This window comes from Pseudomonas sp. B20 (genome assembly GCF_020515755.1).
Lineage (GTDB): Bacteria > Pseudomonadota > Gammaproteobacteria > Pseudomonadales > Pseudomonadaceae > Aquipseudomonas > Aquipseudomonas syringae.
In genome coordinates, this window is record NZ_JAHPJG010000021.1 from 1 (window position 1) to 21,415 (window position 21,415).

20 protein-coding genes and 1 pseudogene are annotated in these 21,415 nt (G+C 57.4%); 16 read left to right on the forward strand and 5 right to left on the reverse strand.

Annotated features, from left to right (window positions below):
• Positions 1-84: 84 nt before the first annotated feature.
• The 4 genes and pseudogenes from LIX91_RS25905 to LIX91_RS19695 form a co-directional block, all read right to left on the reverse strand.
• Positions 85-948, reverse strand: a complete 864-nt coding sequence (locus tag LIX91_RS25905) for a methyl-accepting chemotaxis protein (protein WP_370737590.1) — start codon at positions 946-948, stop codon at positions 85-87.
• Positions 949-987: 39 nt separating this feature from the next.
• Positions 988-2,007: pseudogene (locus LIX91_RS25910) on the reverse strand (methyl-accepting chemotaxis protein); the annotation flags it as partial.
• Positions 2,008-2,188: 181 nt separating this feature from the next.
• The gene (locus LIX91_RS19690) at positions 2,189-4,219 is read right to left on the reverse strand and encodes a methyl-accepting chemotaxis protein (RefSeq protein WP_226489007.1); all 2,031 of its coding nucleotides are present in this window, start codon (positions 4,217-4,219) and stop codon (positions 2,189-2,191) included.
• 426 nt (positions 4,220-4,645) lie between these two features.
• On the reverse strand, positions 4,646-4,870 hold the full coding sequence (locus LIX91_RS19695; protein ID WP_003316018.1) for a DUF6555 family protein: 225 nt from the start codon (positions 4,868-4,870) through the stop codon (positions 4,646-4,648).
• Positions 4,871-5,298: 428 nt separating this feature from the next.
• Between LIX91_RS19695 and LIX91_RS19700 the strand changes: the two genes are divergently transcribed.
• The 4 genes from LIX91_RS19700 to LIX91_RS19715 all read left to right on the forward strand — a co-directional run bounded on the left by LIX91_RS19700 (position 5,299) and on the right by LIX91_RS19715 (position 9,010).
• Complete coding sequence (locus LIX91_RS19700) at positions 5,299-6,180, forward strand: manganese catalase family protein (protein ID WP_226489008.1); 882 nt, start codon at positions 5,299-5,301, stop codon at positions 6,178-6,180.
• A gap of 36 nt (positions 6,181-6,216) precedes the next feature.
• A complete protein-coding gene (locus LIX91_RS19705) occupies positions 6,217-6,414 on the forward strand; it encodes a hypothetical protein (protein WP_046271058.1) in 198 nt (65 codons plus the stop codon).
• 203 nt (positions 6,415-6,617) lie between these two features.
• The gene (locus LIX91_RS19710) at positions 6,618-8,069 is read left to right on the forward strand and encodes an iron-containing redox enzyme family protein (protein ID WP_226489009.1); all 1,452 of its coding nucleotides are present in this window, start codon (positions 6,618-6,620) and stop codon (positions 8,067-8,069) included.
• Complete coding sequence (locus LIX91_RS19715) at positions 8,066-9,010, forward strand: methyltransferase (RefSeq protein ID WP_226489010.1); 945 nt, start codon at positions 8,066-8,068, stop codon at positions 9,008-9,010. The genes LIX91_RS19710 and LIX91_RS19715 overlap by 4 nt, the downstream gene beginning before the upstream one ends.
• Positions 9,011-9,102: 92 nt before the next feature.
• On the opposite strand, the gene LIX91_RS19720 is transcribed toward LIX91_RS19715, so the two are convergent.
• Positions 9,103-10,956, reverse strand: coding sequence for a type VI secretion system Vgr family protein (locus LIX91_RS19720; RefSeq protein WP_103696158.1), 1,854 nt, complete (start codon positions 10,954-10,956; stop codon positions 9,103-9,105).
• Positions 10,957-11,149: 193 nt separating this feature from the next.
• Here LIX91_RS19720 and LIX91_RS19725 point away from each other — a divergent pair, with 193 nt between their 5' ends.
• The 12 genes from LIX91_RS19725 (at position 11,150) to LIX91_RS19780 (ending at position 21,383) form a co-directional block, all read left to right on the forward strand.
• Positions 11,150-12,163: a hypothetical protein gene (locus LIX91_RS19725; protein ID WP_024649875.1), complete on the forward strand. Its 1,014-nt coding sequence runs from the start codon at positions 11,150-11,152 to the stop codon at positions 12,161-12,163.
• Complete coding sequence (locus LIX91_RS19730) at positions 12,160-12,714, forward strand: hypothetical protein (RefSeq protein ID WP_100073140.1); 555 nt, start codon at positions 12,160-12,162, stop codon at positions 12,712-12,714. The genes LIX91_RS19725 and LIX91_RS19730 overlap by 4 nt, the downstream gene beginning before the upstream one ends.
• A 117-nt stretch (positions 12,715-12,831) precedes the next feature.
• Positions 12,832-12,954, forward strand: coding sequence for a transposase (locus LIX91_RS25915; protein ID WP_143524634.1), 123 nt, complete (start codon positions 12,832-12,834; stop codon positions 12,952-12,954).
• Positions 12,955-13,377: 423 nt separating this feature from the next.
• On the forward strand, positions 13,378-13,545 hold the full coding sequence (locus LIX91_RS25920; protein WP_371676490.1) for a hypothetical protein: 168 nt from the start codon (positions 13,378-13,380) through the stop codon (positions 13,543-13,545).
• Positions 13,545-14,324 carry an ABC transporter ATP-binding protein gene (locus LIX91_RS19745; RefSeq protein WP_065088191.1) on the forward strand — a complete coding sequence of 260 codons (780 nt, stop codon included), beginning with the start codon at positions 13,545-13,547 and terminating at the stop codon, positions 14,322-14,324. Before LIX91_RS25920 ends, LIX91_RS19745 begins: the two co-directional genes overlap by 1 nt.
• Position 14,325: 1 nt before the next feature.
• Positions 14,326-15,276, forward strand: a complete 951-nt coding sequence (locus LIX91_RS19750; protein ID WP_226489011.1) for an ABC transporter substrate-binding protein — start codon at positions 14,326-14,328, stop codon at positions 15,274-15,276.
• Positions 15,273-16,316 (forward strand): FecCD family ABC transporter permease, encoded by a 1,044-nt coding sequence (locus LIX91_RS19755; protein ID WP_226489012.1) that lies wholly within the window; start codon positions 15,273-15,275, stop codon positions 16,314-16,316. Before LIX91_RS19750 ends, LIX91_RS19755 begins: the two co-directional genes overlap by 4 nt.
• Positions 16,317-16,500: 184 nt before the next feature.
• Positions 16,501-17,829, forward strand: a complete 1,329-nt coding sequence (locus tag LIX91_RS19760; protein ID WP_226489013.1) for a UDP-glucose dehydrogenase family protein — start codon at positions 16,501-16,503, stop codon at positions 17,827-17,829.
• Positions 17,826-18,821, forward strand: coding sequence for an NAD-dependent epimerase (locus LIX91_RS19765; RefSeq protein ID WP_226489014.1), 996 nt, complete (start codon positions 17,826-17,828; stop codon positions 18,819-18,821). The genes LIX91_RS19760 and LIX91_RS19765 overlap by 4 nt, the downstream gene beginning before the upstream one ends.
• A gap of 11 nt (positions 18,822-18,832) precedes the next feature.
• A complete protein-coding gene (locus LIX91_RS19770) occupies positions 18,833-19,576 on the forward strand; it encodes a glycosyltransferase family 2 protein (protein WP_003408244.1) in 744 nt (247 codons plus the stop codon).
• A complete protein-coding gene (locus LIX91_RS19775) occupies positions 19,573-19,857 on the forward strand; it encodes a lipid-A-disaccharide synthase N-terminal domain-containing protein (protein ID WP_003367870.1) in 285 nt (94 codons plus the stop codon). The genes LIX91_RS19770 and LIX91_RS19775 overlap by 4 nt, the downstream gene beginning before the upstream one ends.
• Entirely contained in the window at positions 19,854-21,383 is a 1,530-nt protein-coding gene (locus LIX91_RS19780; RefSeq protein WP_226489015.1) for an ArnT family glycosyltransferase, read from the forward strand. Before LIX91_RS19775 ends, LIX91_RS19780 begins: the two co-directional genes overlap by 4 nt.
• The last annotated feature ends 32 nt before the right edge of the window (positions 21,384-21,415 follow it).

The window sequence follows — 21,415 nt, forward strand, 5'->3', positions numbered from 1 at the left end:
GTAACGCAGAGCGTCACGAAATGCATCCCCACGCTGGAGCGTGCGCAACGACAGGTGTCCGGCTGCTCCGCGTGGGCGCGACCGTCACACCCGGAAGTGGCTGACCATCATCTGCAGCTGGCCACCGAGGCGTGCCAGTTCGACGCTGGAGGCTGCGGTTTCTTCGCTGGCTTCGGCGGTCTGTTCGGAGACGTCGCGGACGTTGACGATGCTGCGGCTGATTTCGTCGGCCACCGAGCTTTGCTGTTCGGCGGCGGCGGCGATCTGCTGGTTCATCGCCTGGATGCTCGAGACGGTCCGGGTGATGCTCTCAAGCGACGTACCGGCCCTGCGCGTCAGTTCGACACTGCTGTCTGTCAGCGTGCGGCTGCCGAGCATGATGCCCGACACCTGACGCGTGCCATTCTGCAATGCCGACACCAGCCCTTCGATTTCTTCGGTGGACTGCTGGGTACGTTGCGCCAGACCGCGAACTTCGTCGGCCACCACGGCAAAACCCCGGCCGGCTTCCCCGGCGCGCGCGGCTTCGATGGCGGCGTTGAGGGCCAGCAGGTTGGTCTGCTCGGCGACCGCCTTGATCACATCCATGACCTTGCCGATCTTGTCACTTTCCTGCTCAAGCACGTTCATTGCGTCAGATGAGCGAACCACTTCAGCGGCCAATCGCTCGATCTGCTGGATGGCCTCGCCGACGACCTTGTCGCCTTCACGCGCCTGCTTGTCGGCATCGGAAGCCGCCACGGACGCCTGCTCGGCATTGCGCGCCACTTCGTGCACGGTCGCCGACATTTCATGCATGGCGGTGGCCACCTGGTCGGTCTCGACCTTCTGGCTGTTGACCCCTGCACTGGTCTGCTCGGTAACAGCCGACAGTTCTTCGGCCGCGCTGGCAATCTGTGTGACGCCGTCGCGAATACCGGAGATCAGTTCGCGCAGGGTTGTCCCCATGCGCTGGATGCCTTGCTGCAAGACGCCCAGTTCATCGCGCCGGGTGACCGCTTCGGTATGGGTCAGGTCGCCGGACGCAATACGTTCGACGATGGCCAGCGTATCGCGCAATGGGCGAGTGATCTGACGCGTGATGACCACAGCGGCAAGAATGCCCAGCAGCATGACCAACACCACACAACCTGTCTGCAGGCTGCGCGCCTGAGCAGTGTCTTCCTTGCCCATCTGCATCTGCAGGCCGTACAACTCTTCGCCCAGCTTGACGATGGTGGCGCCTTGAGTAGTCAGATCCTTGCGCACGCTCGCCGCTGTCTGAGTGGTTGCCTTGAAGGCATCGACCGAGCTGCGGTAATTGCGTAAAGCGCTTTCAAACTGTGCGATCTGTTCGCGGTTGGCAGTGCCAAAAGCGGCTTTGAGCCTGTCCAGATGACTGATCGCGCTATCGAGCTGCTGGAAGGCTGCTGTCTCGGTCTTGTCGTTCGGATTGCCGGTATAGCCGCGCACTTCATAACGCACCAGAACCAAGTCTTGCCGAGCGCTGTTTGCCAACTGGGCCAGATCGAAGCGTGCCGGGTCAGAAGGATCGATCTGCATGACCGCATTATTCAACGACTCGACGGCCTGCATGGCCGCTGTGCCATTGGCGGTCATCTCGTTGCGCACTTTGGCCCCGGCCTGGTACGCCGCGCGCATGCTGTTCAGGGATGCTTCATAGTCGCGAGTGACATCGGCCAGTTCGCGCAGCGGCCTGAGGTTGACCGGATTGTTGAAGCTGACGAGCAGTGATTGCTGCTGCGCCTTGAACACATCCAGCTTGCCTTGCATGTTCTGTGCTGCGGTTTCATCGCCGTCCGTCAGCATGTATTGCAGACGCGCGATTCGCAGAGTGGTCAGGTTGTCACTCAGCCTGGTGATATCGCCGATTCGGTCGGTGCGATAGATGAGCTTGTCGAGGCTGGTCCAGCCAACAAGGGCGAGGACAGCCGTGAAGAAAAGAACGGTCCCAAAGCCCAATGCCAACTTCATGTTGACGCTGATATTCGCAAATCTGCTGTTCATAAAATCTCCTGAAAATGCTTTTTTGTGCGCAACGAAAGAGCTGAGATTTGTTTTTATGGACAGCAAACCCGCGCGCCAGAGCTATCGGCCGCAGAAGAGCAAAACTTGATCGGAAAAAGGCAATCCGCGCGAGCGCGCCGATTAGGGAGGGAAATCGGGGGCTGAACAGCCCCCGATTCAATCAGGCAGTCAGTTTGAAACGCGCCACGACATTGCGCATGTCGCTGGCGACCCGCGCCAGCTCATCGGCGGTGACCGCATTGTTATCGATACCCAGCATCAACGTCCCGGAGCTGTTACGAATCTCCATGACATTGCGGTTGATGTCTTCGGAGACCGCATGCTGCTGCACGGCAGCACTGGCGATCTGCGTGTTCATCTCGACGATGCGCTCCACGCCCTGACTGATGCTCGACAGGCTGCCCGAAGCATCGCTGGCGGCACTGATACACGCATGCGCCTTCTGCTGCCCGGCCTGCATCTGCTGCACGGCAGCATCGGTCGCACCTTGCAGTTGCTGGATGATGCCGCGAATTTCTTCGGTCGACGCCTGAGTGCGCGAAGCCAGCGTGCGGACTTCATCAGCCACCACGGCAAACCCGCGACCCTGCTCGCCCGCCCGTGCAGCTTCGATGGCGGCATTGAGGGCCAACAGGTTGGTCTGATCGGCAATGGTGCTGATGACCTGGATAACGCCACCAATCGACTGACTGTGCAGGGCCAGCGCCTGGACTTTCTGGGCACTGACTTCGACTTCTTCGGCCAGCGCCTGAATGGTCGAGTGTGCCTGGTGCATGATGCGCAGACCGTTACGTGACGCGGTGTTCGCTTCATCGGCGGCCAGTGCGGCACCTTCGGTGTTCTGCGCCACGTCGGCGACGCTCGCGGTCATCTCGTTGATCGCGGTCGCCACTTGCTCCGTTTCAGCCTGCTGCGCGTTCATGGATTGCTTGGCCAGGCCGATGGATGCGCCCAGCCGGGACGCGACATCAGTCAGTTCGTAAGAGGTACGGTCCATGTGCGAGATAGAGCTGGCGAAGGCGTCGGCCATCAGGTTCAGGCCGTTGGCGATATCCGCCACTTCGTCCTTGCTGACGACCGCTACGCGTGCACTCAGATCACCCTCGCCCAGACGGCGGGTTACGCCCAGCAGGCTGTCGATGGTCAGGCGCAAGGCGCGGTAGATACTGCAGAACGCATAGAGCAGCAACAAACCCATAACCACGCACATGGCAATGACGATTTCGCGTTGCAGCACCAGGGCGTCGTAGCGCGTATTCAACTCATCCTGAAGCGCAGTCTGAATTTCGTCCTGAGCCTTGTAGAGGCCCGAGACAACGACGTTGCCGCGCGCACTCAGCGCCTGCCCCTGCTGCACCGAAAACTCTGTGCCTTTTACGTACGCGTGCAGGTCGCCGCGAAAGCTGTCCATCGCTGCAGTAGAGGCAGTGATCGGATCACTGATGCGCGCGGCCAGTTCTGGCGAACGGCGCTTGAGCAGTCGAATGCTTTGCTCCAGCTCCGCACGAAATTGCAGTTCGATCTTCAGCAGGCTCTCCAGCGAGCCACGCATCGATACACTCAGCCCCTGACCGGTTATCAAACCTGCCGTAATACCACGGATCTGACCGGCGACGTTGATTTCCCGGGGCATACGGATGGTGCTCAGGTCGATCAGAAACAGCGAGGCGTAATCTTCGTCCAGCACCATGCCCGAGGTAGCCGAGACGTAGTAGATAAAGTTGAGTGTCTGGGCCAGTTGCTCATTCCACTGGGCGAACACTTCATCCTGCGACAGGCCTGGCTTGATACTGTCCATCAGGGAGCGGTTGCTTTCACGCAGGCGCTGTACGCGGTTCTCGGTTTCCAGCTGCTGCCCTTGTCGCGCATCCATGTCGGCAAGGTTAGCAAGAGCAGTCTCGAGCTGAGCGCGGTTGCTGGTTATATCCTGAGCGGCAGAAGCATCGCCGGCCAGCAGACGGTTACTGGCCGCGCGCTGGAGCATGGAAAGTCGCAGAACGGGCGTGGTCATTTGCAGGTACTCACGGCCAACGCGCTCTTGCGCGACCGTGTCGATGCTTGCATTCAGGCTGTTGAAAACCCGAAGACCGAGAACAATCAGCGGGATAACGATAATGATGGCTAAAACGGCAAACTTGGCAGGAAAACGCAGGCGGTTGGTCAGGTAGATACCAGGCGAAAGGATGTTCATAGTGTTCTCTTTTTAATTAGGGTGTCCGATCCGGGCGGAAAAGCTCCTTTCTTTGCATCACGGGTAGTACGGGGCAGCTGTGCCGTGCTGAACGAGGTCATCCATTCAGATAGAGGCACATTGACATCACTTGAGAGCAGTGGCCTATCAGGAAGTTCAATGGGTGCTATAGCCTGATACTGGAGCTATCGACCAAGCCACGGTTAACGTGAGGTCAGAATCATCGGGCGAATCGCGGGCGAGAGCGCTTTGCCGGCATGACGCTTGCGGCAGGCATGATTCGAATGAGGGTGTTAAGGTCGATCAGGCTGGAAACAACCGTTCATCTGACAGTCGGGCGACCGTAGACTTTGCAAAAGGGTAATACCGTCGTGCGGCATCGTGACGCACGACGGTAAGCGTCGTATCGAGGTGATCGAGGGCTATTCAAGCCCTCGCCCACTCCACGTTCGACAGACCGAGCTTTTCCGCCTGAGGCTTGCTCAGCTTCGGCACCGGATCGGAACGGTACTTGGGAATCGCACCGAACCCGGCATCCACTGAAGCCCAGTGCCAGGCCTCTTTATTATCCATGGCGCCTGCCCTTATGTAGAACGTCTTGTAACTGCCATGCAGCAGGTAATCGATACGGTAGTGTTTTTCATCAGCCATTGTGGTGCTCCTGCTTTGTCGACTCGCAAAACAGATCGCAGCAGTTTCAAAAAATTCAAAATATTAATGCCATCATCTAAATGATGTCATGTGGCCATATGTTGATGTATCCTTATAACTGAACTCTAGGGTTTAGTGATTGATAGAGTTTGTTTATAACTGCACTTTTCAGTCTGTTTCCCGTGTAAAACAGTGCCGGCCGCCAGGCCGGTTCAAGCAGGCTTCTCCGCGACGATGAACGAACATTCAACCACGCAAGGGGAATAATAAAATTCTATTGAACTGCCGTTTAAACACCGTCGGTCCTCTTTAAAAAAGTTAGCAGTAACGATCACGCTCCACAGTCCCTCATAACCTGTGACTGCGTTGAATCGAGCCCATGCACATGGGTTGACGCTTCCCGAGAGATCAAAGCCTGAGGATACGACATGTTCATGTATAACAAGCGACTTCAATATACCGTACGTGTAGCAAGACCCAATCCTGGACTGGCCAACCTTCTGCTTGAGCAGTTCGGCGGGGCTCAGGGTGAACTGGCTGCAGCCGGACGCTATTTCACTCAAGGGTTGAGCGAAGAAGATCCAGGCCGTAAAGACCTGCTGATGGATATCGCCACCGAAGAACTGAGCCACCTTGAAATTGTGGGTTCCATTATTGTCATGCTCAATAAGGGCGCCAAAGGTCAATTGGCTGAAGGCATCGAAGAAGAAGGCGAGTTGTATCGCTCTATCAACGGTAACGGCAATGACTCACATATCACCAGCCTGCTCTATGGCTCCGGTGCGCCATTGACCAACTCTGCCGGCGTGCCCTTTACAGCGGCTTATATCGATACGATCGGTGAGCCGACAGCGGACTTCCGTTCCAATATCGCCGCAGAATCCAGAGCCAAGATTGTTTACGAGCGATTGATGAACGTGACGGATGACCCGGGCGTTAAAGAAGCGCTGGGCTTTCTCATGACTCGCGAAATTGCACACCAGTTGTCTTTTGAAAAAGCCCTGCACGCCATCCAGCCCAACTTCCCGCAGGGCAAACTGCCGGGCATGCCGGAATTCACCAACAAGTACTTCAACATGTCAGGCGAACCCAATGTACGCGGCGCCTGGAATCAGGGCGGTGACTGGGAGTATGTGGAATCGCCACAAGCGGCTGTCGATGGCGGCGAAGGTACGGCCTCGGTCATGCTGGATGAAAAGGACACCGAGGTGCTGGAAATGATGAAGGAACGGACCCAGTCCGACCCGGCCGCCAACCCGATTACCGGTGCCGACCTGGGCTCTGGTTTTGTCCAGGGCAAAGACGCCTGAAACGGCAACCCTTGTTTTGATCAGGAGAATGGAATCATGAAAAAACTCAGCTCCAGTCAACCTCTCACGCCCCGCGACCAGCTGGATAGCGCGTTGACCAACAGGGTGTTTGTAAAAGGACTTCGTGCCTTCGAGGCGCAGGCGCTGCTTGCACGCCGAGGTTTCGAAGCGGGGATGGCGACAAGGTCTTTCGGGACTGGAAGCTCGCTTGACAATGACCCGTCGAAGCGCTGATGGCTTGATCGCTTGATCGCTGTTGCATCACGAAATAACGGCCTTAACCAAGAGTGCCGCCGATCAGTGCCCTAAAAAATACGCTGAATTTACCCGGGTCGCGGCACTCACTTATCTACGTTGCATAGAAAAGCTGCATAGAAAAATAGAAAGCCCCGAATGACCGCGTCAACGTGATGTTCAACTGCCGAGGTACGATTTTCATGACGTCTCTTCAAGTGATGACCGGCGATGCCGTCGTCAAAACCGTCGTTGAAGAAGCCTGTTCAAAAACCGTCTATCAATCATGGATGAATGAACGTGCTCCTGAACATCAACACGATGCGGTCCTGTTTCTGAATCACTGCCTGGCCCTGGCCGAGCGCGAACACTGCGACCTTCCGGCACAGCCTGAAGCGCTTGAACAGTGGATGGAGCAGAACGTAGGGGTCGTGGCTGATCAATACGCGCTCTATCTCGAGCAACGCCGCGCCGGAAAACCACGACGGTTTTTCAAGAGCAAAGCGCACGCGATGTATTTCATTCAGCAGGTCGCACCGACCAAAATGGTCGACGGCGCCTGGCTATACGGATTGCTGCCACGCTGGGCAGACTACCGCTTTCACGGCCTGATTCGGACCTACCTTGAAGAACTCGGTGACGGCGAACAGGCGCAGAATCACGTCTCTCTGTACCGGAAACTGCTGGCGGATCTGGACTGCGACACCAGCGCGCCACTGGCAGACGACGCCTACCTGCAAGGCGCAATTCAGCTCTCACTGGGGCAGTTGAGCGAGCAGTACCTTCCCGAGGTCATTGGTTACAACCTGGGCTATGAACAGCTGCCACTGCACTTGCTCATCACATCATTCGAGCTGAATGAACTGGGCATTGACCCTTACTACTTCACCCTGCATGTGACGATCGATAACGCCAGCACCGGTCATGCGCGCAAGGCTGCGCAGAGCGTCCTTGAACTGATGCCTGTCGGCCAGGAGCGCGACGAGTTTTATCGTCGTGTCGCCAGTGGTTATCGCCTCAATGAGTTGGGCATGGGATCAACTCAGGTGATCCAGTCGTTCGACCTGGAGCAGGAAGTGATCGCCATGCTCGAGCGCAAGCGCACGTTCGGTCAGCACATGCATTCCGATTACTGCCGTCTCGACGGCAAGACCGTCAACGAGTGGCTCGCCGAGCCCGATCAGATCCCGGAATTTCTTGCCGTACTGGAGAACAGAGGCTGGATCAAGCGTCACGAAGACCCTCTGCACAGTCGCTTCTGGAAACTGTTCGAAGGCGCCGGTGCACCGATGTTCGGCGTCTTCAACGGTTATGAAAAGCAACTCGTGCACGATTGGATCGCCGGCGAGTGGCTGTCGGATGGCAGTGCACAAGCCACGGTCGGCAAACGGCTTCCGGAAGCCTTTCGCGCGCGCTTTCGCAACCTGCAGGACGGCGCTCAGCCCTCCCCCGCGCTTGCGGTGCCTGCCTCGGCGGATGCTGATCCGGACGTGCGCGAACTGCACATGAAACTGGAATCTGCGCCCGCCTCGGAGAAGATGTCCACGTTGATCGAAAGCATGTCGCCGGCAAGACACGCGACCGCCGCCGGCCTGCACGCGACGCGTCTGTTTGTGAGCAGCATGGCCGAGCGCATGACAGGAGCCCACGCATGAGTCTTTCCCTCCCCGACAGCGCCGCGCTGATTGCCTTGGCGCAGCGCCTTGAGACCAGTGGCTATCGCTTTGTCACGCCAACACCCCTGACTCATCGACACGTCAATCAACGCCCGGAAAATCGTACTGCCGCTTCACTGCGCGATGTCTTCGGCTGGAGCCGGCTGATACCGGAGTCCATGCTGCCGGTCGAAGAGGCTCAAGGGCTGCTGGCTGCCGGTATTCTGGAACGCAAGGAAGACGGCCTGAAAAGCCGGGTGAGATTTTCCAGCCTGGATGACCTGCTGCTGGTGCATTCCGCGTTTCCTACCGCAGATGAAGACTCGGTATTTTTCGGTCCGGATACCTATCGCTTCGCGCAGTCCATCAATCGTCATCTGCAAGGCACGTCGCACCCGATCAACCGCGCCGTCGACATCGGCTGCGGTACGGGTGCCGGTGCCATGATGATCGCGGTCGCCCGTCCGCAGGCTCAGGTGCATGCCGTCGACATCAACCCCAAGGCGCTGCATTTCGCGCAGACCAATGCCGCGGTCGCCGGGCTGAAGAATATGGAGTGCTGCCACAGCGATATTCTCTCGGGCCTGAGCGGAAATTTCGACCTGATCGTCGCCAACCCGCCCTACATGAAAGACACCAAGCGCCGCGCCTACCGCCACGGTGGTGATGCATTGGGCGCGGACCTGTCCGTGCGCATCCTGCGCGAATCATTGGACCGCCTCACGCCGGGCGGCTCGCTGGTGCTTTACACCGGCGTGGCCATGGTGGGCGAGCACGATCCGTTTTTCGAGGCGGTGCAGGCCGATATCGACCATGCGGCACTGGCATGGACCTACCGCGAACTGGACCCGGATGTCTTCGGCGAAGAGCTGCTTGAAGAGGGTTACGAAGACGTGGACCGTATTGCAGCGGTGGAGCTGGTGGTAACAAGGCGGGCCTGAGTAGCCAGAACCATACAGCCTAGTGCACCCTTCGCCAAAAGCCTTTCTGAAATACGATCATAAATACTGGTGCTGGTCATCAGCTCGCTACCTCAGTCATTGACTCTGACCGGCGCGCCGGTGATTTGAGTTGTGCCCTTGCTCACCGTGGTAATGGCGTTGCCTTTGATCTCGATTCCGTCCGGGGTAAGGGTGATGCTGCTTTCGCCTACCTGAAGAATGATGTGCTGCTTGGCATTGACCTGGATGAACTGGTTATCAACCTGAATCGTCAGTGAGCCTTCCTGAACATTCATCACAGCGTCTTTCTTGATGATCTCGGTTTGCATGCCATCAATTGTCATCAAGCGGTTGTTACCGACTTTGTGCGTCTCATCGAATTCAATCTCGGTGTCCATGTTGCGCTCGGCGTGCATGATGACTTGCTCAGCACCGGCCTTGTCTTCAAAGCGAAAGAAGTTCGCTGTACCGCCATGGCCTTTCATCGACCGGGTCATGAAGCCACTTTGAGTCTTGTTGGCCGGGAGAGACCATGGCGGCGTGTTCTGGCTGTTGTAGAGACTGCCCATGATCAGCGGGCGGTCAGGGTTACCGTCGAGGAATACCACTACGACTTCGTCGCCGACACGAGGGATCTGAATGCTACCGAAACCGCCGCTGGCACCGGATTGGGCAACGCGGACCCAACAGGAGCTTTTGTCGTCGAACTGGCCATAGCGGTCCCAGTGGAACTGCACTTTTACACGGCCCATTTCATCAGTGTAGATTTCTTCGCCGGGGGGGCCGACGATGATGGCGGTTTGCGGGCCGCGGATTGCAGCTCGCGGTGTAGAAAGTCTATGCCTGTAAGGGATCTTACGGCGGATGCACTCAAATGAATTCTGGTAACCGGGCTCACCGTGGCTGAGATAGTTGTTCTGGCCTGAGTGATTTACGCTCAGCAATAAAAACTGCCTGTCCTCCTGGCTATCTTGGTCATGATCGTAGTGCTGCGTCAGCTCAAAGAAATAACCAGGCTCCATGACACGGCAGTTACTGGAACCCGAAAACTGCTTGCCTAATACCTCCATCGCCTCTAGCCGGTTTCGGGCTTTTTGTTGGCCATCTTCAAGATCCGTGTAACCGTACACCCCCTCATAATCGAAGGTTTCAAACTCTCCCACCTCGCCCTGTTTGGCGATTGATTTCATCTGTACCAGTTGCGGATCTCTGGGCTGTTTATAGTCGAAAGACTTCATGGCCAACTGAGTAGGCTGTAGGTTCCGAGAGGATGACCACGTGGTGATCGAGTCAGCCTCTTCGGTGACCGATGCGCGATGATACCGAATGACGGGTTGAGCAGGCAGCGCAGGAAGATCGCGACTGTCATCCATGATCATCATGCAGTGTTCATCTTGGGAATGTTGAAACGTGAAAAATAAACCTTCAGCTTCGAGGAGACGAAGAATAAAATTTAAGTCTGACTCCATATATTGAGTACAGTAACTCATTTTCTTTAGAGGACGAGTCAGACGAAACTCAAATACTGCGAGGCTCTGATAATAGGAAAAAATTTCCCTTACAACCTCTTCTACTGTTTTGTCCTGAAACACGCGCGAATCACTGCGCCTGCTAAGCAGCCAGACCCACGGCACCAGCCGCGCATGATAGCTGGCGACGCCTCCATCGGCCCCCAAATGCACGAAGTCCGATACGTGAGCATTAAGATGACGAACATTTCCATCAGCAAGGGTGAGACCGAGGGAAACCTTCTTGCCCACAAGCTTTTTCAACTCAATTCGAGCGTCACTTGATATCAGCGTGGCCTCAAACGCAAAAAGCTCAGAAATCGCTTCACGTCCTGAAAAATTTTCCAGACGCAGCTCTTGCTCGGGAGGCAGTGGTGAGTCAAAGGTGATTAGTCGACTGTTCTGCTGAGTCAACTGCTCCAGTGCATTAAAAATCATCTGTGCATCCTGCAATATAGTCTGGAAGTGAATAATGAGACCGTCTGAGCTCTTATCTGTCAAGCTGCGCAGAGAGATGATGTGACTTGAGCCAGATGACGGCAGGAAATTATTTTTGTAACATTTGTAACACAGGCACAGTTTGACCAGGACGCTGTCCGAGTTTACATTTGCGAAATTCAGGGAGGATATTATGGGACTGACCAACGAACAGGCTCAAAAGCTCGAGCATGACCTAGACACAAATCATACTGAAATGATAGTGCTGACCCTTCAGGACGCCAATCGCCTAGCGGCAAGCATCAGTTCCCCGCACGAAGGATCCACACAAACGCATTGGCTGTGCCCACGAACTGATAAAGAACTACTGGATGGGGGGTGGGGCTGTACCAAGTCGCTTTACCAGAGCACTGCGCATCAGTGGGTTAATACCAACTGGGTAGTGCCTACCGGAATGGCAGCCCGTGATACATTTAAGTTAGGGCAACTGTGGAAGCGCATCGGAGGCTATAAGACCCGACTTAAGTATACAATAGTTAATGGTAAGGAATACGTTATCATCACGGGCAGGCCAGGACTAAGATCGGTGCTCAAGGGAACACGATATTTAGCTCAAAATGCGAAGCTTATTGAGGTAGGTATTGGTAAATACAGCCTCAATGGCGAGGCCATCAAGGGTTTCAAACTTTCCGCCTATGTCGCGGTAGGAATAGAATTATTTGAGCACTTTCTCTCTGACGAAAGTGTCATGTCTGACCTTTTCGTCGGCGTCGGCGTTGAGTTGGTCAAAGCGGGTATCGCAACGGCTGTCGGCTATGCAGCGGCAGGTATCGCCGGTGTTTTCATAGGTTCAGCAATAATACCTGTCGCTATCGGCGTAGCATTTGTTTTCGCAGCCAGTTATTTTTTAAACGTGATAGACAATAACAATGGAATCAAGAGCGGCTTAAAAGAACAGGTACGCCTCTACACTGACTATACAATCAACCACTTAGAAGAGCTCGGTGAAACCATAAAAAAAATCAATCCTGACAACATAAGAAACTCAATAAGAAGCCTTCCTGACAATCTTATTGATGCCTTGATGAGCGAAGCGGAAAAAGCCGCCAAAGACTGGTTCAAACGCAATGTCACCGATCAAATAATGCCCAACTTACCAGTCCCTGAACTCCCACGCCTAGGACAATTCAGGCTCCCTAAGCTATGAAAAAAATTAAAAGTGCATCCATAGACTCACTCCCCAAATACTTTCGCCTCATCACCGTGTTGGGGCTTTTACTGGCTATCCTGCTACTGGCCAGCGCCGTATATATAATAGTCGACGGCGTGACACCCGTCTATGGACGCCTCTGGAGAAACGCTCCGATCATAGAAGTTCAATATATAGCCTATGCCCTTCTTGCCGCGCCGTTTATTGCGATATTGATGGGATATGCTGCAATAGCGGCATTTACCACGCGAAAGGTTTTTTCTCCAGAACCCGGTACCTGTGCAGCAAAATTTCAAAGTGTCATGTTTAAGCTCTTCTTGAAAACGCTTCTGTATGTATCTCTTCCTCTGCCTATATTAACCACCCTGTGGCTCGTATCGACCGGTTACTCGTTATGCAATGATCTGAGACCTTCAGGCTCTGGCTGGCAAACATTCTGGGTAAATAATCAAAATGCCTGCTTCAAACCCGACACTTATATTAATGATCACTGGCCATGTAAAGTGGTCGATGGTAAAAAAATGTGCCTTCAGGCAGATGGTCGCTAGCGTGCTGATTTCGAAATCTGTCAAATGTGGACATTAAAGTCGCTGTGTCCGATCCCTTGCTTTTTTCTGAATCGACACAGTAAACACGTGAAAATCCTTTGCTGAGAGCACAACGGCCTGTGCCTTCGGTCCAAGCACCTTGAGTCGGGGCGTTTCAACGCCTCTCTCGATGAGATGCAGGAGGCAATTACGTTGACGGTCCGGGAACTTAACTGGCTACTGGATAGATTTGATTTCTGACGTAACCGTCCACACAAGGTTTTGACTCTACGATTTTTCGCATGACTTAACTCAAGTCATGGAAGCGATGCCCGAACACCTCCCTGGCGGCCCCGCTCTTCTGAAAGAGATTCTGCATTCGCCAGCGATATAGATCGAACTGCTCCCACCCTTTGAAGATTAGTAAGTGGGTATACCGGCCTATAAATGTTATGTTATAACAATAAAAGGTTATCAAACGCAGTCCCCCAAAGCGACCCTTCATCCATGATCAGCCCTCTTTTTCAATCCCGCCGTGCAGTCACAACACTCTGCCTGCTGGCCTGCGGCGCAGGTTACGCAAACGCTTCCGAACAGGTAGGGCTTGCTCCGTCCACGATTAAGGCTACGGCCCTGTCGCAAGATGCAGAGCATCTCGGTTCAGTTACCCATTCCGGTTCTCGCTTGTCATTGACGGCCTTGCAGACCCCGGCCGGCACCAGCTCGCTCGATGGCGACGAGGTGAGCAATCTGTTTGATCGGCAATACGCAGCGAGTCAGTACAACGAAGGGCAGCAATGGATTCTGGGTGAACCCCGCTCGCTGTACGTGACTGCGGACTTGAGTTTCTGATGCTGGCGCTGGAACGCCTCGCGTGGGCACCGGAACAGACGTCAGTCTGCACGCACGAACACTTTGCCTTGAAGGATATCGACCTGCAGATCGCCGCAGGCGAGTTCGTCGGCCTGATCGGGCCAAACGGCAGCGGCAAGACCAGTCTGCTGCGTTGCGCATTCCGCTACAGCCGCCCGCACAGCGGCAAGGTCGCCATCAATGCCCGCGATATCTGGTCGTGCAGCCCGCGCTGGTGCGCCCGGCACGTGGCAGTGGTTGCCCAGGAGTTTCCCGATGCATTCGGCCTGACACTGCTGGATGTGGCAAACATGGGTCGCGCGCCCCATCAAGGGTTCTTTGCCGCAGACAGTGATCACGACCGCGCAATTGTACAAAACGCGCTGAACGCCGTCGGGCTGGCGGGCTATGAGCAGCATCGGTTCGACACGCTTTCCGGCGGCGAGAAGCAGCGTTGTCTGCTGGCGCGGGCGCTGGTGCAAGAACCCCGATTGATGGTGCTGGACGAGCCCACCAATCACCTCGACCCGCGCCATCAACTGGAATTGCTCGGGCTGGTCAAACAGCTCGGCATGGCCACGCTGGCCAGTATCCATGATCTGAACCTGGCGGCGGCATTCTGTGATCGCCTGTGTGTCATTCATCACGGCCGGCTCATTGCGCAAGGCACGCCCCGGGATGTGCTGACCCCGGAAATGCTGCTCAACGTGTTCGGCGCCAAGGCGCTGGTCGACAGCCACCCTCTGCGCGACTACCCACGCATCACCTGGATACCCTGACATGAACTGCCTGTCCGCCCGCCTGGCTTTGGCCGCGTTGCTATGTAGCCCGATGGCGTATGCCGCCTACCCCGTCACGGTGCAAAGCTGCGACCGCTCGGTGACGTTCACGGCTGCGCCGCAGCGTGCCGTCAGCAACGATGTGAACCTCACCAAAATGATGGTTGCCCTGGGTTTGCAATCGCACATGGTCGGCTACAGCGGCATTACCGGCTGGAACAAACCCGATCAGGCGCTCTTACGCGACCTGGGCAAGCTGCCCGAGCTGTCCAGTAAATATCCGTCTCTGGAAACGCTGCTCAATGCAAACGCCGACTTCTATTTTGCCGGCTGGAACTATGGCATGCGCGTGGGTGGCGATGTCACGCCGCAAAGTCTCGCCCCGCTGGGCATTCAGGCCTACGAACTGACCGAATCCTGCGCCCAGATAATGCCCCGCACCGAAGCGACGCTGGAGGATGTCTACAACGACCTGCTCAATCTGGGTCGGATATTCGATGTGCAGACCCGGGCCGAAAAGCTGGTTGCACAGATGCGCCGCAGTGTGAGCGACGTCGAGAAAAGTGTGGCAGGCAAATCGCCGCCCAGGGTATTCCTGTATGACAGCGGCGAAGACCGGCCGATGACCGCCGGGCGCCTGGCCATTCCCCAGGCGCTGATCAGCGCTGCGGGCGGCCGCAATGTCATGGGCGACGTCGCGGCCAGCTGGACCCACGTCAACTGGGAGTCGGTCGTGCAAAGCAATCCCGAGGTGATCGTGATCGTTGACTATGGCGAAGTCAGCGCTGCGCAGAAACAGCACTTTCTTGAAAGCAATCCGGCACTGCAAGCCGTCGACGCGATCCGCAACCGGCGTTATGTCGTGCTGCCCTATGTGGCGGTGACGCCCGGCATCGACAATGTCACGGCCATCGAGACGCTTGCAGCGGCATTTCATGACGTGAAGCGATGACGCTGGCGCAGTGGCTGACCGAACGGCCGCGTCGTTACCTGGGCCTGTTGATCGCTCTGACGCTTTTGCTGCTGACGTCGTGCCTGGTGTGCATCACCTTCGGCGCGGCCCCTGTGCCCTTGAGTCAGGTGATGGGTATCCTGATGTTCAAACTCTCCGGTACTGTCGAACATCCACCGCTCTGGACCGCGGGTCAGGAAACCATCGTCTGGCTGATACGCACACCCCGCGTACTGCTGGGCGCGCTGGCAGGCGCAGGGCTGGCACTGATTGGCTGTGTTCTGCAAGCCGCGACCCGCAATCCGCTGGCCGATCCGCATTTGCTGGGAGCGACCTCGGGCGCCACGCTTGGCGCAGTGATCGTGGTCATGCATGTGGGCGAAGTGTTCGGCATGCTGACATTGCCACTGGCCGCCTTTGTCGGCTCGCTGGTCAGCCTGTGCCTGGTGCTGTGGCTAGCCAGTCACCAAGGCCGCCTGGACAGCCAGCGCCTGCTGCTCGGCGGCGTGGCCGTGTCCTTCGTGATGATGGCAATCGCCAACCTGTCGTTGTTTCTGGGCGACCACCGCGCCAGTTCCTCTGTGCTGTTCTGGATGCTCGGCGGGCTGGGTCTGGCCCGCTGGGAGTTGCTTGCGGTGCCGTTTATCACGGTGCTGTGCGGTTGGGTCCTGCTGCAAGGGCTGGGTCGTTCACTGAACGCGCTGATGGGCGGCGATCAAACCGCCGTGAGCCTTGGCCTGCAAGTGCGCAACGTGCGCCTGCTGGTTTTTCTGATCGCCTCACTGATGACCGGCGTACTGGTCGCCCTGTGCGGCTCCATCGGTTTTGTCGGCCTGATGGTGCCGCACATGGCCAGACGTCTGGTGGGCTCGGAGCATCGGCGATTGTTACCCGTCGCCACCCTTCTGGGCGCATTGTTGATGGTCTGGGTCGACGTCATCTCCCGCACCCTGATCGCCCCCGAAGACCTACCGATAGGCATTACGACTGCCTTGTTGGGAGGGCTGTTTTTCATTTTCATGATGAAGCGCGGTCAGTAATCGGCAACAAGTTCGCTGCAGGCAAACAGGACTGCCCGCGGCACTTCTGGCTACATGACAAACTTGTGTCATCGTTTCTTAACACCTTTATGACATTTATCTTTCGCTGGTTATTTCAGGCTGCCGAGGCACCTGAAGACAAACTGGCTCATCCATTCATGTCATGAAGCGGAAGGAGCGGCACTTGAAAGTGACGGTGTTCGGAACCGGTTATGTGGGACTTACCCTTGCCGCCTGCCTGGCGGAAGTAGGCCATACCGTTTGTTGCATGGATGTCGACAGCAAACGCATCGACGCGCTGCGCGAAGGCATATGTCCGATATTCGAGCCCGGTCTTGGCGAGCTTCTGCGCAACGGTCTGGACTGCAAGAGACTAAGTTTCACGACCGATGAAGTACACGCCAGTCGCTTTGCAGAGTTGCTATTCATCGCCGTCGGTACGCCAGCGCAAGCCGACGGCAAGGCGGACCTGAGCCAGGTGCTTGCCGTACTGCGCTGCGTGATCAGACACGCCGAAAGTGCCCCGATCATTGTCAACAAATCGACCTCGCCAGTGGGCACCGTCGACCGCCTGCTCGCTGAGATCGCTGCCAGTCCGCGACGCGATGACGGCTTTGAAGTCATCAGCAACCCCGAATTTTTCAAGGAAGGCTGCGCGGTCAGCGATTGCCTGCGTCCGGATCGCATTATCATCGGCGGGGCCAGCCCGCGGGCGCTGGAGCAGATGCGCGAGTTGTATCAGCCCTTCAGTCGCAACCGCGAGAAGTTCGTGGTCATGGATGCGCGCAGCGCAGAGCTGTCCAAATACGCTGCCAACTGCCTGCTGGCGACCAAGATTTCGTTCATCAACGAGATCGCCAACCTCGCTGAACAAGTAGGTGCCGACATAGAACAGGTGCGGCTTGGCATCGGCTCCGACCCTCGTATTGGCTATGACTTCATTTACCCGGGCTGCGGCTTCGGCGGTTCATGCTTTCCCAAGGACTTGCAGGCGCTGATCGGCACAGCCAGCGAGCACGGCGTGGAAACGGCGTTGCTCAACGCCGTCGAACAGGTCAATCGCCGCCAGAAGCACCGCCTGTTTGAAAATATCCACACGCATTACCGTGGTGATCTCAGGGGCAAGGTCTTCGCTGTCTGGGGACTGGCCTTCAAGCCCAATACCGATGACATTCGCGAAGCCTCCAGCCATACCCTGCTCAAAGCACTCTGGGCAGCCGGTGCCAGGGTTCAGGCACATGACCCTCAGGCACTGGAAGCGGTCAGGCATCATTACGGCGAGCGAAACGACCTGCAACTGGTGCAGTGCAAGCAGGATGCTCTGGAAGGCGCGGACGCTCTGGTGGTGGTGACCGAATGGCAGGACTACCGGGTACTGGATCTGAACCAGCTCGGCGAAAAGCTCGGTGATCGCGTGGTGTTCGATGGCCGCAATCTGTTCGACCCGTCGCAACTGCGTGAGGCAGGCTTTACCTACTACGGCATTGGTCGTGGCCGGGCGACTCCGGCATGACGGTGCTGGTGACAGGTGCTGCGGGGTTCATCGGCTTTCATGTCGCCAGGCGTTTGTGCAAACTGGGTGTGGAGGTCGTCGGCATCGACAACCTCAACGATTATTACAGCGTCGAGCTTAAACAATCCCGCCTGGCCATACTCCAGCGCCTGCCAGGGTTCACGTTCCACAGGCTGGACATTACCGATGCCGAAGGTCTGTCCGCGCTCTTCGCGCAAAATGGCTTCGAACAGGTCATTCATCTGGCGGCGCAGGCCGGTGTGCGTTATTCGCTTGAACAACCGAATGTTTACGCCCAATCCAATCTGGTCGGCTTTATCAACGTGCTCGAGGCCTGTCGGCAGTATCGACCCGCGCACCTGATCTACGCGTCGAGCAGTTCGGTGTACGGCGCCAATACGCGCATGCCGTTTCAGGTAGAAGATGCCGTCGACCGGCCGCTGTCACTGTATGCCGCCACCAAGCGCGCCAACGAACTCACCGCCTACAGCTATTGCCACTTGTACGGCCTGCGCGCCACAGGGCTGCGCTTTTTCACCGTCTACGGCCCCTGGGGCCGGCCAGACATGGCGCTGTTCAAGTTCACAAAAGCCATGCTCGCCGGCCAGCCTGTGGATATCTACAACCACGGCGAAATGGCGCGGGACTTCACCTACATCGACGACATTGTCGAAGGCATCCTGCGCCTGCGCCTGCTGCCGCCCGATGCGGTTGGCAGCGAGCCGCCTCATCAGCTCTTCAACATCGGCCGGGGTCAGCCCGTCAAGCTGCTGGAGTTCGTCGATTGCCTGGAGGCCGCGCTAGGCCTGCGCGCCGAGCGGCGCTACCTGCCCTTGCAAGCGGGCGACGTGCTGCAAACCTGGGCTGACGTCAGTGCGCTGAGCCAATGGATCGACTTTCAACCACAGGTCTCGGTCGACACCGGCGTCAGGGCCTTCGTCGACTGGTATCGGGAGCACTACCAGGCCCGGCTCCGTGTGCCACTTCAATAACAAGGAATTCCATGACCACGCCCACTTTTCTCTCCGTCGTGATCCCGGCCAAAAACGAAGCCGATAACCTGCCCAGCCTGATAAAAGAAATTTGCACAGCGCTGGACGGGGAACGCTACGAGATACTGGTCGTTGACGACGGCAGCACAGACGACACCTTGAAAGTGCTGACTCACCTCAAAGACAGCGGATTGACCTTGTTGCGGATCCTGCGCCACGAGCGATCACTCGGGCAGAGCACCTCGGTCTATCACGCAGCACTGGCGGCCAACGGCACCTGGCTGGCGACCCTGGACGGTGACGGTCAGAACGACCCGGCGGATATTCCCGGGATGTTGGCGCTGGTACGCGCTCACGCAAACGGCTCCGGGGCGATACAGCTGGTGGCCGGTCACCGGGTGAATCGGCGCGATACCGCCAGCAAACGCTGGGCCTCGCGCTTTGCCAACGGGCTGCGCAGCCGGCTTCTCAAGGACGCGACTCCAGACACCGGGTGCGGCCTGAAACTGATCGAGCGAGCCGCGTTTCTGCGCCTGCCGTACTTCGACCATATGCACCGGTTCATTCCAGCGCTGATTCAGCGACATAACGGCCGTATGGTCACGCACCCGGTCAACCACCGTCATCGCCAGGCCGGCGTGTCCAAGTACGGCAACCTGGACCGTGCGCTGGTCGGCATTCTTGATCTGGTCGGCGTCTGGTGGCTGATCCGCCGGACTCGGCTGGATGTTCAGGCACAGGAACTGCGGCCATGAAGCCGGATAACGAGACTTTCTGGCTGATCCTCGGCTTTGTCGGGCAGGCGGTTTTTACCGGGCGCTTTGTCCTGCAATGGCTGTACAGCGAATTCAAGAAGCGCAGCATCATCCCGGTAGGCTTCTGGTACCTGAGCATGCTGGGCAGCACGATCCTGCTGGCCTACGCCATTTACCGACAGGACCCGGTCTTCATCGCCGGCCAGGCCTTTGGCCTGCTGGTGTACATGCGCAACCTGCAGCTGATCAGCCGACAGGCCAAGACACCTGAGGAGCAATGACGGTGCGAACTCACCTTTCGCCTCGCCTCGAGGGATGGCTACTGGTCGCGCTGGCCGTTTTACTGGTCGGGGGCGGCCTGGGCTTGCGTCTGCCGCAGAACGTGGATGAAGAGCGTTTTCTCGGCGTTGCCCTGGAAATGCTGCAGAACGGCTCATGGTTCGTCCCGCACCGGGCCGCGCAGATCTATGCCGACAAACCGCCGCTGTTCATGTGGGCGACGGCATTCTTCATTTGGCTGACGGGCAGCCCGAACGTCGCGCTGTACCTGCCCGGGCTGCTCTCTGCAGGCGCGACCACCGCAGTCCTCTACGATCTGGGCACACGCCTGTGGAACCGACGCATCGGTCGGTGCGCCGCCTTGTTGTTCCTGGCGACCTATCAGACCTACAGCATCCTGCGCACCGGGCAGATCGACAGTTTTCTGTGCCTGTGGATTGCGCTGGGCTTCTACGGTCTGGTTCGCCACGTGTTGCTCGGGCCGGCCTGGGGCTGGTTCTATTTCAGCTGTGCGGCGATGGGGCTGGGTATTATCACCAAGGGCGTCGGTTTTGTTCCCGCGTTGATGCTGATCCCTTACGCCTATGCCGCGCGTAAAGGTTGGCACGGTGTGGTGGCCATGCCTGGACAGGCCGCGCGCTGGGCGCTGGGTCTGCTGGTGTTATTGCTGGCCTGCTGCCTGTGGCTGGTGCCGATGATTATTTCGGTCGTGCGTGACGGCGGCCCGGAAGGCTTCGCCTATGTGCAGGAAATACTCTTGCACCAGACGGCCAATCGCTACGCCAGCGCCTGGGACCACCGCGAGCCCTTCTGGTATTTCTTCGTCAAAGTCATCCCGCAGTATTGGCTGCCGCTGGTGTTGGTGCTGCCCTGGCTGATCCCGGCCTGGCGCCGACAGTTGAGCAAGCGCGACGGCCGGGTGTTGGTACTGCTCGGCTGGGTGTTACTGGTGCTGCTGTTCTTCAGCCTCTCCAGTGGCAAACGCAAGATCTACATCTTTCCGGCGCTGCCTGGTCTGGTGCTGGTAGCGGCCCCCTTGCTGCCCTGGCTGTTGAAACGCTGGTTCCATGACCGCGTCAGGGCTCGGCGAATCGTCCCGGTGGTGGTGGTTGTCTGGCTTGGTCTGTGGTTCGCCAGGGGGTTCGTCGAACCCGTCATAGAGGGCCAAAACCCACACAAGGAACTGATGGAACAGGCCGCTTACGTTACTCAAGGTGCCGATCTGGTGCTGGTCAACTGGCGCGAGGGGCACTGGCTCTATGCACGCCAACCCATTGTGCATTTCGGTTTTGCCAAGCCGTCGGCAACCGAACAGGCCGCCCGCTGGCTAAGAGAACACCCCGGCACCTTTGCGCTGGTGCCAGGCGAGCAACTGGCCAATTGCTTCTTGCCGGAAAAAGCCCGGCCGCTGGGTCAGACCTCCAGAGCTGACTGGTTCATCGTCGATGCCGATGCCGACAACGGCCTGTGTAAACCGGAAAGTCCGATGCAGGCCTATCGCTTCGCCTGGCAGCAAAATGTTGATTAATCCCCGCCCAGCCGCCCAACACGCGAGAGTGA

What these genes read in the sequence shown, in the direction of transcription:
- LIX91_RS19730 (WP_100073140.1), top strand. Translation starts at nt 12,160, where the DNA reads ATGAAAAAAATTAAAAGTGCATCCATAGACTCACTCCCCAAATACTTT.
- LIX91_RS19710 (WP_226489009.1), top strand. Translation starts at nt 6,618, where the DNA reads ATGACGTCTCTTCAAGTGATGACCGGCGATGCCGTCGTCAAAACCGTC.
- LIX91_RS19780 (WP_226489015.1), top strand. Translation starts at nt 19,854, where the DNA reads ATGACGGTGCGAACTCACCTTTCGCCTCGCCTCGAGGGATGGCTACTG.
- LIX91_RS19695 (WP_003316018.1), bottom strand. Translation starts at nt 4,870, where the DNA reads ATGGCTGATGAAAAACACTACCGTATCGATTACCTGCTGCATGGCAGT.
- LIX91_RS19765 (WP_226489014.1), top strand. Translation starts at nt 17,826, where the DNA reads ATGACGGTGCTGGTGACAGGTGCTGCGGGGTTCATCGGCTTTCATGTC.
- LIX91_RS19770 (WP_003408244.1), top strand. Translation starts at nt 18,833, where the DNA reads ATGACCACGCCCACTTTTCTCTCCGTCGTGATCCCGGCCAAAAACGAA.
- LIX91_RS19775 (WP_003367870.1), top strand. Translation starts at nt 19,573, where the DNA reads ATGAAGCCGGATAACGAGACTTTCTGGCTGATCCTCGGCTTTGTCGGG.
- LIX91_RS19745 (WP_065088191.1), top strand. Translation starts at nt 13,545, where the DNA reads ATGCTGGCGCTGGAACGCCTCGCGTGGGCACCGGAACAGACGTCAGTC.
- LIX91_RS19690 (WP_226489007.1), bottom strand. Translation starts at nt 4,219, where the DNA reads ATGAACATCCTTTCGCCTGGTATCTACCTGACCAACCGCCTGCGTTTT.
- LIX91_RS19705 (WP_046271058.1), top strand. Translation starts at nt 6,217, where the DNA reads ATGAAAAAACTCAGCTCCAGTCAACCTCTCACGCCCCGCGACCAGCTG.
- LIX91_RS19700 (WP_226489008.1), top strand. Translation starts at nt 5,299, where the DNA reads ATGTTCATGTATAACAAGCGACTTCAATATACCGTACGTGTAGCAAGA.
- LIX91_RS25905 (WP_370737590.1), bottom strand. Translation starts at nt 948, where the DNA reads ATGGGGACAACCCTGCGCGAACTGATCTCCGGTATTCGCGACGGCGTC.
- LIX91_RS19725 (WP_024649875.1), top strand. Translation starts at nt 11,150, where the DNA reads ATGGGACTGACCAACGAACAGGCTCAAAAGCTCGAGCATGACCTAGAC.
- LIX91_RS19755 (WP_226489012.1), top strand. Translation starts at nt 15,273, where the DNA reads ATGACGCTGGCGCAGTGGCTGACCGAACGGCCGCGTCGTTACCTGGGC.
- LIX91_RS19715 (WP_226489010.1), top strand. Translation starts at nt 8,066, where the DNA reads ATGAGTCTTTCCCTCCCCGACAGCGCCGCGCTGATTGCCTTGGCGCAG.
- LIX91_RS19720 (WP_103696158.1), bottom strand. Translation starts at nt 10,956, where the DNA reads ATGATTTTTAATGCACTGGAGCAGTTGACTCAGCAGAACAGTCGACTA.
- LIX91_RS19750 (WP_226489011.1), top strand. Translation starts at nt 14,326, where the DNA reads ATGAACTGCCTGTCCGCCCGCCTGGCTTTGGCCGCGTTGCTATGTAGC.